Source organism: Lysinibacillus alkalisoli (assembly GCF_014643595.1).
Lineage (GTDB): Bacteria > Bacillota > Bacilli > Bacillales_A > Planococcaceae > Metalysinibacillus > Metalysinibacillus alkalisoli.
Map to the genome: position 1 here is coordinate 140,391 of NZ_BMJT01000008.1, position 15,983 is coordinate 156,373.

Consider the following 15,983-nt stretch of genomic DNA (forward strand, 5'->3'; position numbering starts at 1 on the left):
AAAAGTTCCTATCATTAATTGATAATAATTATCATTTATAAATGGAGGTAGAGCATGAAGAAAATAGATGTCAATCAACTTGCTACCTATTTTGCACAAGTCCCTTTTCAAATCGAAGGCATATATCGTTATGCCAAAGAACCTGGTGTTCCTTATGCTTCTATGACCGATCAAGTGCCAGGCTTTATCTTTCCGATTAAGGGTAAAACGCAATTTTCTTTTAACCAAGTGTCTTATGTATTTCAACCAGGCAAAGTCATTCACGGAGGTGCTTATATGGATTTAACCCATACGAAGTTTGACGATGTTGATTTTGAATACATTTTAGTGTTGTATCAAATATTTGATAATAACACTACAACCTACCCCTTTTCTAGTGAGCACTTTGAGTTGATTGTTGGACAATCCCCTCGCTTGCAACAATTAATTATTAAATTATGGCAAGCATATAATGAACCAGGGGGCATTTCGATGTTTCAAACGGAAATGCTTTTTCGGGATGTATTAAATGAAGTATTTTTAAGTGCGATGCAACAAAAAAGTGAGGATACTTATCAAGTGTTTCTTGCGGCAACAACTTATATCCATAATTATTATGTTGAGCCCATTCCTATTGCTACACTGGCAGCACAAAATGGTGTGAATCGAAATCGTTTAACCTATGTGTTCAAGCGGCATGCTGGTATGGGGCCAGCCGAATATATTTTGCGTTATCGATTAAATCGAGGTAAGGAAATGTTACTTACAAGCCCATTGCCTATTCAACAGATTGCACACGAAATCGGTTTTAGTGACCCTTTTTATTTTAGTAGAACTTTTAAAAAATACTACGGTATCGCACCAAGTAGTTACCGAGAACGTGTAGTATATTCCGTTTAACAGACATAAAATACATACCCTTTTTGTTGTTGTGCGGTTTGTATAATAAAAGTTCTTAATGCCATAAAATGTTCTACCATATAGGCAAAAAAATCCTCTGCGTCTTCTTCAGCAAATAAAGGATAAATATTGTTATTAACAAGGGCACTCATATTATAGTGTTCACGTAATTGAATGTCATTAAAACTTTGCAATGTAACAGCTATCTCTTTCGTTTGAGCACTAGTCACATAAAAAGCACCATAACTCTCTAATGGCAATTGCTGATGATTGAGTAAGGGGACAACGTAACCTAACGGAGCTGCCCCGTTCCCAAGACAATTTGTAAGTGTAAAGTGAATAGCATGCCATGTTTTATCAATATCAACTTCAACATGTTCCCAAGGTTGTAAAGATTCGAGTTGTATTTGAGCTGTGATGAGTTGTTCAAGTGTTGTCTCATCATATGCTATGAAATGGCCAATCATGCCCATACTAAAACCTCCTTTTTATTGTAGTATAAAATAAAAAATGCCAAAAAGCACTGGACAGGGGGTTCCAGTGCTTTTTGTATAGCCACTTTCAATAAAAGGTAGCGACTCATTCGTACGTTTAGCATCAAAATTCGAAGCGTTACTATATTTATGAGCAGATATAACGCATTTGTAAAAAGGGGAGCGATTTTTTAACTAAACAGACTACATGGGGTATGGTGGAATGAGTCGCTGCGTTTTACGCTATTATTATTCTATAAAAATATTTATTTTACCTTTTAAGGTATTAAAAGGGTTCTATTCTTATGTTTAACATAATAAATATGGAATGCTAATAGAGTGGAATCTATATTTTATTGTCGTTTAGTAATGTTTGATTATGCTACTAAAACAAAATAAACAGTAGTTTGGTAGAAAATTTTGTTTTAACATAAGTGCAAAATTATTTTGCATTACTGATTTTTCTCACTACTATAATAATGCAATATTTATTGGCATAATGCAAGTGGGATTTAACAATTTATTATTGTATTTTTATTGGGAACTTAACGATAAAATTTAAGGCTGTAATCCTTAATATGAGTACATTATAAAAAATAATGATGGGAAACTTACATAAATGCCATTATATGAGCCAATGAAAAAGTGCAAAAAAATTATTCATAATTGATGTTAATGAATCAATGTAATTTTCTAATAATTAGAGAATTAATGGAAGAAAACGTTACCAAAGAGTAAAAAAATGAGTTATTACAGTGTAAAATACATTAATTTTTCGATTTCTACTTTTCAAAATATTTAAGTTGGTGTATGCTTTATTATATTTTATAAACATAATTTCAAACACAGAGGTGAAAACATTGGATAATTATAGCAAAAAAATAAAAACAATCGATACACATACGATGGGTGAAGCGACTCGTATTGTGTTAGACGGTTTTCCAGAGATAAAAGGCACAACAATGATGGAAAAAAAGGAATATGTACGCGATCATCACGACCATTTACGACAATTATTAATGAATGAACCACGGGGGCATAAAGATATGTTTGGCTCGATTTTAGTGGAGCCCGTGACAGAAGGTGCAGATTTAGGCGTTATTTTTATGGATAGTGGTTCGTATTTGAATATGTGTGGTCATGGCACGATTGGTACTGTAACAATGGCTGTAACAAAAGGATTAGTAGAGGCTAAAGATGTGGTGAAGATTGACACGCCATCAGGGTTAATCGAATGTTTTGTTACATATGAAGAAGGTGTTGTACAAAGTGTAGCTTTCCAAAACGTACCTGCTTTTGTTCTACATAAACAAGCGCCATTATCGTTAAAAGATGGCACAAAGGTGAACGTAGATGTAGCATTTGGTGGCAGTTTCTTTGGTATCGTGCAAGCAGAGCAACTCGGTGTGAAGATTGACTTAGCAGATAAGTTCAATATCGTAGCAAAGGCAATGGAGTTACGTGATGTGATTAATACGCAACTAGACATGGTGCATCCTGACTTACCAGCTATCACAACGGTTGATTTAATCGAGATCACAGAAAAAGTAGCAGAGAATCATTACCGTAATGTAGTAGTATTTGGTGATGGTCAAATTGATCGCTCGCCATGTGGTACAGGTACATGTGCAAAAATGGCGACACTTGATCTTAATGATAATGAAGAAATTATTCAAGAGAGCATTATTGGCTCTAAGTTTATTGGTAAAAAGTTAGGTACTACTAAAGTGCATGAGCATGCAGCGATTAAACCGATGATTAAAGGTTCGGCTTGGATTACGGGTGAGCATATGTTTGTGCTACAGCCAAATGATCCATATCAGCAAGGCTTTTCGATTTAAATTATAGAGCAAAGGGGAAAACGAGATGAAAAAGGTTTCATTCTTACAAATCGTGATTATCGGTTTTATGTTATTTGCGATGTTCCTTGGGGCAGGTAATATTATATTTGCACCCGTTGTAGGTCAACAAGCAGGTACTAACACACCGATTGCGATGTTAGGATTTTTAATTACAGGTGTAGGTTTAGTTATTTTAGCAATTATGGCATTAACAAAAGGTGGAGGTACAGTTGAGAAATTAGCAAGCCGTGTATCTCCGAAATATGCTGTGATTTTCTCTGTGTTATTATTTTTAGCGCTGGGGCCGTTATATGTTATCCCACGTACAACAAGTGTAGTGTATGAAATTGGGATTCGTCAGTTAATACCAGATGGCAACCACACATTATTTTTACTGTTATTCTCTACAATCTTTATTATTTTAACGATTTATTTATCATGGGAAACATCAAAATTTGTGGACCGTTTAGGTAAGATTATTACACCAATCTTCGGGATTTTATTAGTTGTTATTGTAGGTAAATCTCTTATTACGCCTATGGGAAGCGTACACCCGCCAGTAGATGGTGGCGAATACGTAGAGCCTTTGGCAGCCTTCCTTAAAGGATTTACACAAGGCTATTATACGATGGACGTATTAGCTGCTTTCGTATTTGGTGGGATTTTTATTAAATCCATTAGCGCATTAGGCATTAAAGATGAGAAGCAAGTATCTACTGTGTTTATTCAAGCGGGGCTTGTTACACTTGTTGGCTTAATTGCACTGCAAGTATCAATGGCTTGGATTGGTGCATCAAGTGTCGACTCGATTGGTTATTCAAGTAATGGTGGCGAAATTATTGCATTAGCATCTAAAACATTATTTGGTCCAATTGGTCTCTATTTGATTGGTACTGTTATTTTCTTAACAGGTATTACAACAAATGTGGCTTGTTTAGCAGCTGTAGCAGAGTATTTCGAACGTATTATGCCAAGTATTTCATATAAAAAATGGTTAATTATTATTTCTGTAGTGAGCTTAATTATTACAAACTTCGGTTTACAAACTGTATTAAGCATGGCTTCTCCGTTGTTGATGTTGCTATATCCATTAGCAATCGCATTAATTATTTTAATTTTCACAGACAAATTATTTGGTAGTAAACAGTCTGTATATGTGTGGACAACAATCGGTGTTGGCGTTGTAGCTATTATTGAAGCTGTGAAAGACATTGTTGGTGGTTCACAAACGAAGGTAGATGCAATCAATGATTTCTTTTCATTTATTCCACTTATTTCGAGTGGTGCGGGCTGGTTAGTTACAGGTTTAGTGGGTGCTATTATTGGTTTGATTTTGAGCAAAAATAGCCCTAAAGCACATGTAGAAGATTAATGATCAAACGTTGAAATCAGTAAATGATTTCAACGTTTTTCTTTGAATAAAAGTACGCAAAAGTGAGAGAGCATGCTAAAATAATGAAAGAAATAAAAAGTATAGGAGGAAATGTCATGGCAAATGTTATTAAAGAAGGTAAAATTACAGAATCACGTTTAGAGGAAGCATTAGCAGCACGCGACCGCTTGATTATCGAATTACTTGTCACGATTTTAGATGAAAAATTAGTAGTAGAACGCCCAGTATTACGCGAGCGCTTAGCTAACTTTGTACAATTATCGTCACATGATGATGAGTTAAAAGATACATTGTATGCTTTAATTCAGAAATTATAAAAAATGAGAATGACTGGTAAAGTCATTCTCATTTTTTTATTTCACGATAAATACGAGGTGTGGTTTGAAAATGGTCTTTAATTATTTTGATAAATTCTTGTTCAGCATCCAACATGATTAAATGATCTGTATTGCGCAAACGATAAACTAAAGAGTCTTTGTAATTGCTTTGAAAAGTATCAATCTTAGAATTTAAAAAGTCATCCTCAGGATTATTATCAGCGATTAATAAAACAATTTTTGCTTGTACATTTTTTAGTAAAGTTAATACGTCAAGATTCCATTCATCTTTCATATATTGAATTTGATCGTCCTCAGATACTTTAAATTGATACATTTGATGTTCAGCAGACCATTTAATTTGATCAAGTACAGCTTTTTCAATATTATTGTTCCATAAATTTGGATTATCACTCTTCATATAATTGATAAAAGATGCTTTGTTTTGTAAAACTTCATTTGGGAAACTATTTTCTTCTATGTTTTCCCATGTCAACCCTTCAACTTCTTTTAATGCAAAAAAACCGCCATCCACTAATACTACAGTTTTTACTATATCGTACATACTAGCAAAGGTTAGTGCGATAGAAGCGCCTATGGAGCTACCTATAATGGTTACCTTTTGTGTTAAATTCAAATCAGAAATCGTTTCATTTATTACACGAGCGATATTGTTAAATGAATAGTCTTGTAATCTCTCACTATTCCCATGCCCAGGTAAATCCACTGCGATTATAAAAAAATCATCTTTTAGATGTTTAATTACGGAATTCCAAATAAGATGTGTCCAATTTAATCCATGTAAAAAGATTAGAGGTGTTTTATCTTTATGACCGTATAAATTTATATTAATTTTTCCTGACATAGTTAATCCCCCCTCTTAAAACGTTTATATGCTGCGATTATCCATAAAATGAACTCAAAGAATATTAAAGCTATAACAATAAAAGAATCCCAAAATTCAAATGTATTATAAGCAAAGGCGGATAGAATATTTAAGGTTGTTTTTAAAGTGTGGAATACTGTTGGAATAGAAAAAAATAAAAATAAATAGCATATGGCAAATAGTGATATTACATACAGCCAACTATATCTTTTACATATTATTTGTTCGCGAATGCTTAATTGATCAAAAAATAAACTATATTTAGAAGAGATTTTTCGTAATAAATAAGATATACTTCCTTTTGTTAACGTTGAAACGCCAAAATAATTGAGTAAAACATAATAGAAATCGGTTCTTAAAAATATAATGAATTGCCATATTATTTTATAAAATTGTATTAATGCTACCATTTTTAATAAACTGATTACGAAAATATCATTAATTATTAAAATCAATATGAAAGAAACATTAATAATTAATATATCGATAAAAAAACCAGCTAAAAAAGGGATATATCTTTTTTCTCTAGATATTGACCATAATGTATTCATATTGGCTTCTATAACTACCCAGAACCACCTAATACTAAGTTGGAAATTCATCTTTTTTCCAGTTGCTGAAACAGCTAAATAATGCGCACCTTCATGAACAAAAACTAAAAACCAGGAGACAAAGAAAAACAATAATAGGCTTAACCCTATTGAAGACAAAACAAATGTATCTTGATAATTAGGAGTCAATTTGTTTGGAAAAGAAATTAATAAAATAATTGTTAGTAAAATATTTATAATATAGAAAATTACAGTTGTTTTATTAAATAATAATTTACCTAAATTTTTTATGAAATTGTTTCTATGACCTTCATTAAGGCTAATATTATTTATCACACCTAAATTATTGAGTGTATTCATAAAATCTAAAACGTCGATTTCTATTTTTTTATTTTGTAAAATAGAATTCTGAATTTCTTCAATTGTATTATGACCTTCTGCTTCTTCGATTACATAGACAGCTTCTCTAGGAACACGAAAAAAGATGTTTTTTTGTTCATCACCAATGGTGTAGTCATCTATTTCTTTTATGACAGTTAAATTGGAAAGTGAAATGATACTATCCTTTGTGAATTTTTCATGTATCATTAGAATGTCCCTCAACAATTTTCATTAAAGTAGTTATATCACATAATTCTTTTGAGGGGTTTTTTCCGCAAGTTGGACATTGACTAGACTTTTCCCAATGGTAGTCAGAATTCATAGTCAGTTCATTTACATCGAATTGATACATATAACCAGCACGCATTTGGTATTCAAGGTTCAATAGATGTTTCATCACTTCAGCTGTAATAAAACCACTTAAAATAGAAACAGTTGGTGCAATAGCTGTGTTTTTCTTTTCAAAAGTATAGCCATATAAAGTATTTAATTGATATTTAAAAATCGGATCGTTTGTTGAACAATACATTAAAAAACAATCAAAACATCCTTCACCTGAACGTTTATTGATAAGTATTTTATTTCCATTTATTCCACTAAATATTACAGGTACATTTTTGGTAACACAAGCAAAATTAACCCAACGACTAGATATAATACCAGGACTATCGATACCACTAATTACTAAATCTACATTTGATAAAAGAGGCAAAATATCTTCAGAACTAGTTATTTTTTTATTTATTATATTTAATTCTATATCCGAATTTATTTCTTTAATTCTTTGTTTGGCTGCCTCTGTTTTTAACTTTCCTACATCACCTTCTTTATATATATATTGTCTGTTTAGATTACTATATTCGACTGTATCAAAATCCAAACCTGTGATCTTACCGACACCTAAACTAGCTAAAGTTGCTACATCTTGGATAGCTCCACCTAGGCCTAAAATAAGTACATGAGAGTCCTTGATCTTTTTTTGCATATCATAGGAGCTTTTATATATATCGGTGTAGTACTCAAAATAAGTAAAATTAGCTCTATACCTTTCTTTCTCTTGCTCATTTAATAAATCTTTCATCAAATCTCGATTTTCTAGGATTTTAATATTGTCAAATGTATTAATTAAACCTATTAAATTTTCTAATTGTAAATTATTCAGTTTGGCTAACTATTCTAGTTCTTTTTGCCCATCGAAGGAAGATAAGAGAGATTCAATTTTATTATCTTCGTCCATTAAATCAAAAGCTTTTTCATGATATCCAATTCTAATTTTCTTCTCATATTTAATTAAGGGTGTGACTATTTCTTTTATCTTAGGCTTCATTTAAAAACCTCCTATGTATTTCTAAAAAAAAGTGTGTTTAAGTTTATATAAACTTAAACACACTTAGTTATTTCTCCTTCAAATTAGCGGTTGTGGCAAATTAAGGGTGTTAAGTTTTCTACTTCTTTGATTTCAATCTTCATAGCGAATAACATCCTTTTTATGTAATTAAAACTATTATATACAATATAATTCCGCAAAGCAACTTAATTACCAGAAAATACAGAAAAATCTTATAAAGTTTTTCTGTATTAAAAGCTAATAAATATAAATTTTACCATATAATAGTTATATGTAGTGGAATGTGTAATTATTAGTGATAGACATTTTATATTAATACAAACCTCAATCTCTATTAAAAGTAAGTCTAACTTGTGAACGGGTTGTGGCGTAGGGAGCAAAAAATGGATAATGACATAGCTTTGTCAAAAATAGAATAGAAGTTTTAGAAAATTCAAAAATGATGTTGCGTGAGCTAGTAGGCAGTCCTATAATAAAGGCAATAAGTTAAACAGACGTTGATGAGAAGAGTAGAAGATACAGATGGCAGTACAGAGAGCATTCGTTAGCTGAGAGAGTGCAAGCAAAATGTGTTTTTGAAAATGGCCTCAGAGTCTCGTGCTGAAAGCAAGTCATTGCAAGTAGGTCTCGACGGGTTTTGGCATCCGTTACCATTGCCACAGTATCCGATTTTTTCGCGTACTTGTAGAGATTAGTTATGTGAATAACTAATAAATTAAGGTGGTACCACGTATATAACACGTCCTTATCGTTCAATCGATAAGGACGTTTTTTTATTTTATTTGGAGGGATTATGAGATGACAAAACAAAGTTTAGTATTACAAACCGATTTTGGATTATGTGATGGTGCAGTGAGTGCCATGTATGGTGTTGCTAATTGTGTAGATCCAGCAATACGCATCTTTGATTTAACACATGAAATTCCTACGTATAATATTTGGGAAGCATCGTATCGTTTATTTCAAACTGTTACGTATTGGCCAAAGGATACAGTATTTGTTTCGGTTGTAGACCCAGGTGTTGGCTCAGAGCGTTTGAGCATTGTAGCAAAAACAACGAGCGGTCATTATATTGTAACGCCCGATAATGGGACACTCACACATTTAGCTACGCATATCGGAATTGAAGAAGCACGTATTATAGACGAAAACAAAAATCGATTACCACAATCAGGTGAGTCATACACTTTCCATGGGCGAGATGTTTATGCTTATACAGGTGCACGCTTAGCTACTGGCGTGATTACGTATGAAGAGGTGGGAAACACTATCGATTTAGAAACGATTGTCTTGTTAGAAAATCCAAATGCCTATTATGAGGCGAATACGTTCCATGGCAATGTTGATATTTTAGATGTGCGTTTTGGGAATCTATGGTCAAATATTCCGCGCGCACTCTTTGTATCAAAAGGAGTTGCATATGGTGATGTGATAGAAGTCTCGATTCGAGATGGGCATAGAGAGGTATACCACAGCACGATGGTATATGGACGCTCATTCATGGACACACAACTGGGAGAGCCATTGTTGTATGTCAACTCATTAGACCAGTTAGGCATTGCAATTAATCAAGGTTCGTTCGCTAAAGCTTATCATGTAGGCACAGGTACGAATTGGCAGCTAACTTTACGTGCCACGGGAGAGAAAAAAGTATTGTTAGACTGTCGCCGCTCTTAAATCATGTATGATATAAGGAGCAAAATATAAAGGTGGTCGTTTAAGATGGCAATTTTTATTTTAGAAGATGATGTGATGCAAGCACAACAACTCAAAAAGCAATTGCAAGAAACTTGTACGAGGTATGCGATTGATGACACAATTTATACGACAAGTCGCCCACAAGAGCTCATCAGTTGGATACCTACATCGTCTCCTTATGCCCTCTACTTTTTAGATATTGAAATTAAAGGAGATAACCGACAAGGCTTAAAAACAGCACAACAAATTCGAACACTCGACCCGACTGGTATGATTGTTTTCATTACCACTCATGCGGAATTAGCACCAATCTCCTATGAATATATGGTGTCAGCTTTTACATACATTGTGAAACAAGCACCACTAGAAAAGCGATTACAACAAATTACAGCCTGTATTGAGCAATACGCAAAAAATAATGCCAATCCTGCTATACCCGATGATTTTATTGTAGATACAGCATGGACAACAGTACGTTTGCCATTTTCTACACTACAATATATTATGACGGCAGAGCCCCATCGGTTAGAGGCCATTACCACTCAGCAAGTCGTGCAGTTTTATGGCACATTAAAAGAGGTGGAGGGTATAGATACACGTTTATTTCGGTGTCATCAATCTTATGTTGTATATGTACCTAACATACGAGCGATAGATTACAAAGCAAGGATAATTCATATGCAAGCAGGGGTAGACATACCTTTCTCAAGAAGGAATTTACGTAAATTAAAGGCGCTGATACAGAGATGATGCTAAATATCATAATGATTGTCTGGTATAGCGTCATTGCATTATGTCATTTGGCTGTTTTTTTATTATTAATTCAGCAAACGGCATTTTTATCTAAGCGTATGTTAGGTATTAGTATGGTTTTTACTTTGTTATTAGCTAGCGCTATTTCTATCAGTGGATACTCAGAATTAAATTTGTTGTTGTTACTTCTACTTATTATCATTGGCTTGCCTAAAAGACAGGAAGGCATGCCTGTATTTTATATTGTAGGTAGCGCTCTACTAAGTTACTTTGTTGTAACGATTTTACGCATTATAGTAGATAAGAGCGCATATACGCTCTATTTACAAACACCTTTTTATTACGGTGTGACTACGCAATTATTACTTCCACTAGCAAGTGCTTTACTATTATTAGGGCTTATTATAGTAGGTCGTAAAAAAATTGTAGCATTATCGGCTATATTACAACAAAGTAAGTGGTATCCTGTCATTTTTGTAATTAGTTTGGTTGGTAACATATTATTAATGATCGCCTCTCAACCCAAAATAGCTTTTTTGCAAACATGGCAATTATATTTAGCTAATCAGATGATGTTATATTTGTGGGGCCTTACATTACTACTAGGATTGATTGTGATTTTGAGTATTCATTTCACAAAAGAATATGCCAATATTATGAGTCAAAAACAAGCGGATAAAGAGTTGATGCACTATATGCAAAAGCTAGAGGCCACGCACGAGGAGTTGGCAACGTTTCGTCATGACTATATGAATATTTTATTATCTTTAGATTATAGTATTCGTACGCACGACTTAGCCACAATTGAAAAGACGTATTATCAAGTCGTTAAGCCAACAGAGCAAGTATTTAATCAACAACAAGTCGAGGTGCTCAAACTCTCGCGGATTGCCAATATTGAGTTAAAAAGCTTATATTATGCGAAGGTGCGTGAGGCACAGCAGCAAGGTATTCAAGTATACCTTGATATTCCATTACCACTACCGATTTTATCAATCGAAAGAAGTTCACTCATTCGCATGATGGCTATTTTATTAGATAATGCGATTGAGGCGGCTGCATCTACAGAAGGCAAGGAAATATATGTATCACTCTTTGAAACGCCAAAACAAAGCTATCATATGATTATTCGTAATACCTACGCTAATACCCAATTATCTTTACCAAATCTTTTTCAAAAGCAACATTCCACAAAGGGAGCGCAACGTGGCTTAGGTTTATATTATGTACAACAAATCGTCCGTAAACATCCCCAGCTCACATTACAGACGACAATGACAGATCAATATTTTACACAACATGTACAAGTGACCAATTATGCGGAATAACGAACCATATACGAAAAAAAGCTTACAATTTTTTGCGATTTTCCTACACTAAAGGGGAGGTGAATATCGCGATGGTTGTAGGCTTTATCTTTTTTATTACATTCATTATACCTATGATTTGTGGCGTTTTAGCATGGCGCTCCCATAGTGCAAAAGCATTTTTTATAGGTGCATTAGCTTTTGTTGTTGCCCAAGTACTTATTCGACTGCCGCTTTTAGGTTGGCTCAGTTATCACAGTGATACTTATATGTTATGGCGAAACACAATGCCTCTTGTCTTTAGTATTATTTTAGGGTTATCGGCAGCATTAATGGAGAGTTGTGCGCGATTGATCGGATTGAAGGGGTTAAAAGCCGTGACGAAACAACAAGCCATCTTTTTTGGCTTAGGTCATGGTGGGGTTGAGGCACTACTTATCGTAGGGGTGCCTATGTTATTGCAGCCTGCGTTATGGGATAGTATTACAGTTGTGGCAGGGGTGGAACGGATTTTTGCTATGGTATTACATGTCGGTTTAACATTGCTTGTTTGGTTAACTGTACAAACAAAAAAGTGGCGCTATTTCATGATGGCTATTACTCTGCATACGACGGTCGATGCTAGCATTGGCATCGTAAATACGTTGTGGCCTCACTATGCGATACTTATTCTTGAAACATTGTTGATTGTCGTGAGTATAACTACATTATATTATGGTAACAAGAAAGGAAATGAATGGCATGAGATATAAAGCATTATTAGTAGTAATAAGTAGCTTGTGTATTTTACTAGCAGCATGTAGCTCCAATGTAGAGAGTGATGTGGCAACAGATTACGAAAAAGAAGCACATACTATTATAGAGTTATTATATGCTAGTGATTTTGAAGCGGTTTATCAGCGTTTTGATACAGAAATGCAAAAAGCATTACCAATTGCTAAATTAGAGGAGTTAACACCTGTGATTCAAGAAGCTGGCGAGTTTGTTTCATTTAAAAAAACGGCTGTTGATGAGAAAGATGGATTATATGTGGTGACAACGGTTGCTGAGTATTCAAAAGAAAAGCGTGTTTTCACCTTAACATTCGATCAAGAGAAGCAAGTGAAGGGATTATTTATTAATTAAGGAGTGACATCATGTATCGCGACCGACCACGCTTACAAGTAGCAACACCAACGTTAGCAAAATTCATTGAGTATGTGGCACTCTTAGCTATGTTAGGTTATTTGATCTATCTTATTACGCAATGGTCACGTTTGCCAGATACGATTCCAACGCATTATACAATAGGAAATGTACCAGACCGTTACGGTTCTAAAATACATGTATTGATACCAGTCCTGATTGGGCTAGTTTGTTACATAGGCTGTGGTTTTATTCAAAGACGTCCCCATGTTATGAATTTTCCTGTAGAGATCACAAAAGAGAACGCGCCTTACTATTATTATGAAGGTGTGCTAATGATGAGTTTGATAAGAAGCGGTTTATTATTTTTCTTTCTGATCGTAGAGGCAGACCAATTATATACTCTATTATATGGTAAGGCGTTTTTAGGGATATATGCCACGGTAATTGGCTTAATTCTTATTTTTTTACCACTACCTATTGGCATTTATCGCTTAGTACGAGTCTCTAGACGTTTAAAAGATGCGACTAAAAATAGCTAAACAGCGTTGAAGTTTATCTAAAATGATTGTGATATACTAAGCCATATAGTGAATTAAATTGAGGGAGTGGCACAAGAAATGATCACAAAAGAAAAAGCATTTTCGGCATTAGGTAAACTGCAAGATCCTTTTTTACATAAATCATTAGAGGAAACAGGCGGTATTATTGACGTTGCAATTAAAGATGAAAAAAATCACATCAGTGTTAAAATAGCCATTGCGAAAACAAATACACCAGAGCAAATGCAGCTGCAAATGAAAGTGGTTGAAGTATTAAAAGAGGCAGGGGCAAATACAGTTGGTATCCGTTTTGAGGAGTTATCAACAGAAGTATTAGAGAGCTTCCGAGGTACTGCTACAGAGTCGGCATCACAAGATTTATTATCGCCATTAAATACCACACGTTTTATTTCAATTGCTTCTGGTAAAGGTGGCGTAGGTAAGTCAACTGTTTCGGTTAACTTAGCAGTAGCATTGGCACGTCTCGGAAAAAAAGTGGCATTAATTGATGCAGATATTTATGGGTTTAGTGTACCAGATATGATGGGTATTCAAGAGATGCCAGTAATTAAAGAAGATCGTATTTACCCTGTAGAACGCATGGGTGTTAAAGTGATTTCTATGGGCTTCTTCGTAGAAAATAATGCACCGATTGTATGGCGCGGTCCAATGCTTGGTAAAGTATTAGACCAGTTTTTCCGTGATGTAGAGTGGGGCGAGTTAGACTATCTACTATTAGATTTACCACCAGGTACAGGTGATGTTGCATTAGATATACATCAGATGTTACCGGCTTCTAAGGAGATTGTTGTCACAACACCACATCCAACCGCAGCATTTGTTGCGGCACGTGCCGGTGCTATGGCATTACAAACCGACCATGAGTTACTAGGTGTTATCGAAAACATGGCATGGTTTGAATCTAAAACAACAGGTGAACGTGAATATGTCTTCGGTCAAGGTGGTGGCCCTAAACTTGCAGAAGAGCTACGCACAGACTTATTAGGTCAAATTCCATTAGGTCAACCAGATTGGTCAGAAGAAGACTTTGCGCCTTCTGTTTACGCAGCTGATCATCCAACAGGTAAGATTTATTTAGACGTAGCACAAAAAATGATCGATAAATTACAATAAGTAGAAGTGGTAAAGAGAAAAGGTATATTTCTCTTTATCACTTTTTTATTTATTGTTTGATCACCATGTTTTCTTTTATTATAGTAGAAAGTCTCTTTTAAAAGAGATATCACATACGTATTGCGTAGTCTAGAAGTGAGTATTATTTCAAGGATTAGTCACAAAGTGAAAGCGATATCACAACACAACATGGCTTTTTTTAAATAGCATTGTTAAAATAATAACTATATTTAAACATTGGAGGACAATACGTCGTGACAATACGCAACTGGATTAAATTTTTTGTTAAAGCGTTAATGATAGGTGGCTTAGTCACTGGAGTATTTAGTTTATTCATACGTTGGGACTTTTTCCAGCCTTATGCTGCTAATGGTGAGTGGGGGCAATTAATTTTAGGTGTCATCTGGATGGTGTTTCTAGGTTTTACAATGAGTGTAATTGCTCAAGCAGGTTTCTTCGCTTATTTAACCTTGCACCAAGTAGGTGTTAATATTTTCCGATCACTTACACTATGGAATTGGGTACAGTTATTGCTTATTGCCATTGTGTTAATTGATTTAATTGCTTTCCGTTTTGTACCACAAGCTGATACAACAGCAGATTGGATCAGATATACGATTTTATTACTTGTATTAGTGGGTAGTGCAGTAGCAACAGCGATTGCTAAAGTAAAAATGACAGATAAAAAGTATATTCTTATCTCTACATTATTCTTCATGATTGTAGTTACAACATTAGAATGGACAATTGCATTAATGGGGCGCGATGCTAAAATCGACACATACGTTACATTATTACTCTTACCATTATTAGCAGTGAATGCATTCCAAGTGTTAATGCTGCCAAAATACAATGAACAATCTGAAGCTGATCGTCAGCGTTTAGAAGAGCGCCGAAAAGCAAGAGTTGCGGAACAAGCAAAGCCTGCGAAAACAAAAAAGAAGTAAATATCTAAGATCAACAAAGAATCTTTCTTTATAAGATTCTTTGTTTTTTTGTAAGATGCATAAAAATATATGCTTTAATGTAAGGTAATAGCTGTAAATTGTAAAAATCTTATATAAAAACATTAAAGAATTGACGAATGTATTTATTGCATGATAAGATATGTAAGTCGTCTAAAACAAGACAACAAACAAAATAATTTAAAATAAGTTGTTGACAACAAAAACATAATCATGTTATGATATAAAAGTTGTCGTAAGCAACACCATGACCTTTGAAAACTGAACAAGCAAAACGTTAATCAATAAAACGTTTCATGAAAATGAAACAAATGGACATCAAACAGATGCCAGCAAAGCAGAGCTTAATCGCTCTCTCTATTATGGAGAGTTTGATCCTGGCTCAGGACG

General features: G+C 34.2%; 17 protein-coding genes and 1 other annotated feature. Of the genes, 12 read left to right on the top strand and 5 right to left on the bottom strand.

The genetic code is table 11. The features are described 5' to 3' along the window. Positions 1-54 precede the first annotated feature (54 nt). The gene (locus tag IEW44_RS12615) at positions 55-879 is read left to right on the top strand and encodes a helix-turn-helix transcriptional regulator (protein ID WP_188615405.1); all 825 of its coding nucleotides are present in this window, start codon (positions 55-57) and stop codon (positions 877-879) included. On the opposite strand, the gene IEW44_RS12620 is transcribed toward IEW44_RS12615, so the two are convergent. Continuing rightward, positions 876-1,352, bottom strand: coding sequence for a YfbM family protein (locus tag IEW44_RS12620; protein ID WP_188615406.1), 477 nt, complete (start codon positions 1,350-1,352; stop codon positions 876-878). The genes IEW44_RS12615 and IEW44_RS12620 overlap by 4 nt on opposite strands. Positions 1,353-2,212: 860 nt before the next feature. On the opposite strand from IEW44_RS12620, the gene IEW44_RS12625 reads away from it, so the two are divergent. The 3 genes from IEW44_RS12625 (at position 2,213) to IEW44_RS12635 (ending at position 4,903) form a co-directional block, all read left to right on the top strand. Beyond that, on the top strand, positions 2,213-3,193 hold the full coding sequence (locus IEW44_RS12625) for a proline racemase family protein (RefSeq protein ID WP_373286139.1): 981 nt from the start codon (positions 2,213-2,215) through the stop codon (positions 3,191-3,193). 25 nt (positions 3,194-3,218) lie between these two features. Next, complete coding sequence (gene brnQ, locus IEW44_RS12630; RefSeq protein ID WP_188615407.1) at positions 3,219-4,565, top strand: branched-chain amino acid transport system II carrier protein; 1,347 nt, start codon at positions 3,219-3,221, stop codon at positions 4,563-4,565. Between the two features lie 116 nt (positions 4,566-4,681). Continuing rightward, positions 4,682-4,903 (top strand): phosphate-starvation-inducible protein PsiE, encoded by a 222-nt coding sequence (locus tag IEW44_RS12635; protein ID WP_188615408.1) that lies wholly within the window; start codon positions 4,682-4,684, stop codon positions 4,901-4,903. Positions 4,904-4,931: 28 nt separating this feature from the next. Here the strand turns inward: IEW44_RS12635 and IEW44_RS12640 are convergent, their stop codons facing one another. The 4 genes from IEW44_RS12640 to IEW44_RS12655 form a co-directional block, all read right to left on the bottom strand. After that, positions 4,932-5,768: an alpha/beta fold hydrolase gene (locus tag IEW44_RS12640; protein ID WP_188615409.1), complete on the bottom strand. Its 837-nt coding sequence runs from the start codon at positions 5,766-5,768 to the stop codon at positions 4,932-4,934. Between the two features lie 2 nt (positions 5,769-5,770). Further along, positions 5,771-6,928, bottom strand: a complete 1,158-nt coding sequence (locus IEW44_RS12645) for a hypothetical protein (protein ID WP_188615410.1) — start codon at positions 6,926-6,928, stop codon at positions 5,771-5,773. Beyond that, positions 6,918-7,802, bottom strand: coding sequence for a HesA/MoeB/ThiF family protein (locus IEW44_RS12650; RefSeq protein ID WP_229704241.1), 885 nt, complete (start codon positions 7,800-7,802; stop codon positions 6,918-6,920). The genes IEW44_RS12645 and IEW44_RS12650 overlap by 11 nt, the downstream gene beginning before the upstream one ends. Before the next feature lie 90 nt (positions 7,803-7,892). After that, positions 7,893-8,048, bottom strand: coding sequence for a hypothetical protein (locus tag IEW44_RS12655; protein ID WP_188615412.1), 156 nt, complete (start codon positions 8,046-8,048; stop codon positions 7,893-7,895). Between the two features lie 509 nt (positions 8,049-8,557). Continuing rightward, positions 8,558-8,819 (top strand) — a binding site (T-box leader). 48 nt (positions 8,820-8,867) lie between these two features. Here IEW44_RS12655 and IEW44_RS12660 point away from each other — a divergent pair. The 8 genes from IEW44_RS12660 (at position 8,868) to IEW44_RS12695 (ending at position 15,575) form a co-directional block, all read left to right on the top strand. Next, complete coding sequence (locus IEW44_RS12660; RefSeq protein ID WP_188615413.1) at positions 8,868-9,746, top strand: SAM hydrolase/SAM-dependent halogenase family protein; 879 nt, start codon at positions 8,868-8,870, stop codon at positions 9,744-9,746. 45 nt (positions 9,747-9,791) lie between these two features. Further along, positions 9,792-10,517 (top strand): LytR/AlgR family response regulator transcription factor, encoded by a 726-nt coding sequence (locus IEW44_RS12665; RefSeq protein WP_188615414.1) that lies wholly within the window; start codon positions 9,792-9,794, stop codon positions 10,515-10,517. Then, positions 10,514-11,848, top strand: a complete 1,335-nt coding sequence (locus tag IEW44_RS12670; RefSeq protein WP_188615415.1) for a sensor histidine kinase — start codon at positions 10,514-10,516, stop codon at positions 11,846-11,848. Before IEW44_RS12665 ends, IEW44_RS12670 begins: the two co-directional genes overlap by 4 nt. Positions 11,849-11,919: 71 nt before the next feature. Beyond that, positions 11,920-12,579: a YhfC family glutamic-type intramembrane protease gene (locus tag IEW44_RS12675; protein WP_188615416.1), complete on the top strand. Its 660-nt coding sequence runs from the start codon at positions 11,920-11,922 to the stop codon at positions 12,577-12,579. Then, positions 12,569-12,952, top strand: a complete 384-nt coding sequence (locus IEW44_RS12680; RefSeq protein WP_188615417.1) for a DUF3887 domain-containing protein — start codon at positions 12,569-12,571, stop codon at positions 12,950-12,952. The genes IEW44_RS12675 and IEW44_RS12680 overlap by 11 nt, the downstream gene beginning before the upstream one ends. Positions 12,953-12,963: 11 nt before the next feature. Further along, positions 12,964-13,494 (top strand): DUF1648 domain-containing protein, encoded by a 531-nt coding sequence (locus IEW44_RS12685; RefSeq protein ID WP_188615418.1) that lies wholly within the window; start codon positions 12,964-12,966, stop codon positions 13,492-13,494. Between the two features lie 78 nt (positions 13,495-13,572). Beyond that, positions 13,573-14,628 (top strand): iron-sulfur carrier protein/transcriptional regulator SalA, encoded by a 1,056-nt coding sequence (salA, locus tag IEW44_RS12690; protein ID WP_188615419.1) that lies wholly within the window; start codon positions 13,573-13,575, stop codon positions 14,626-14,628. Between the two features lie 254 nt (positions 14,629-14,882). Further along, positions 14,883-15,575 (top strand): KinB-signaling pathway activation protein, encoded by a 693-nt coding sequence (locus IEW44_RS12695; protein ID WP_188615420.1) that lies wholly within the window; start codon positions 14,883-14,885, stop codon positions 15,573-15,575. Positions 15,576-15,983 lie beyond the last annotated feature (408 nt).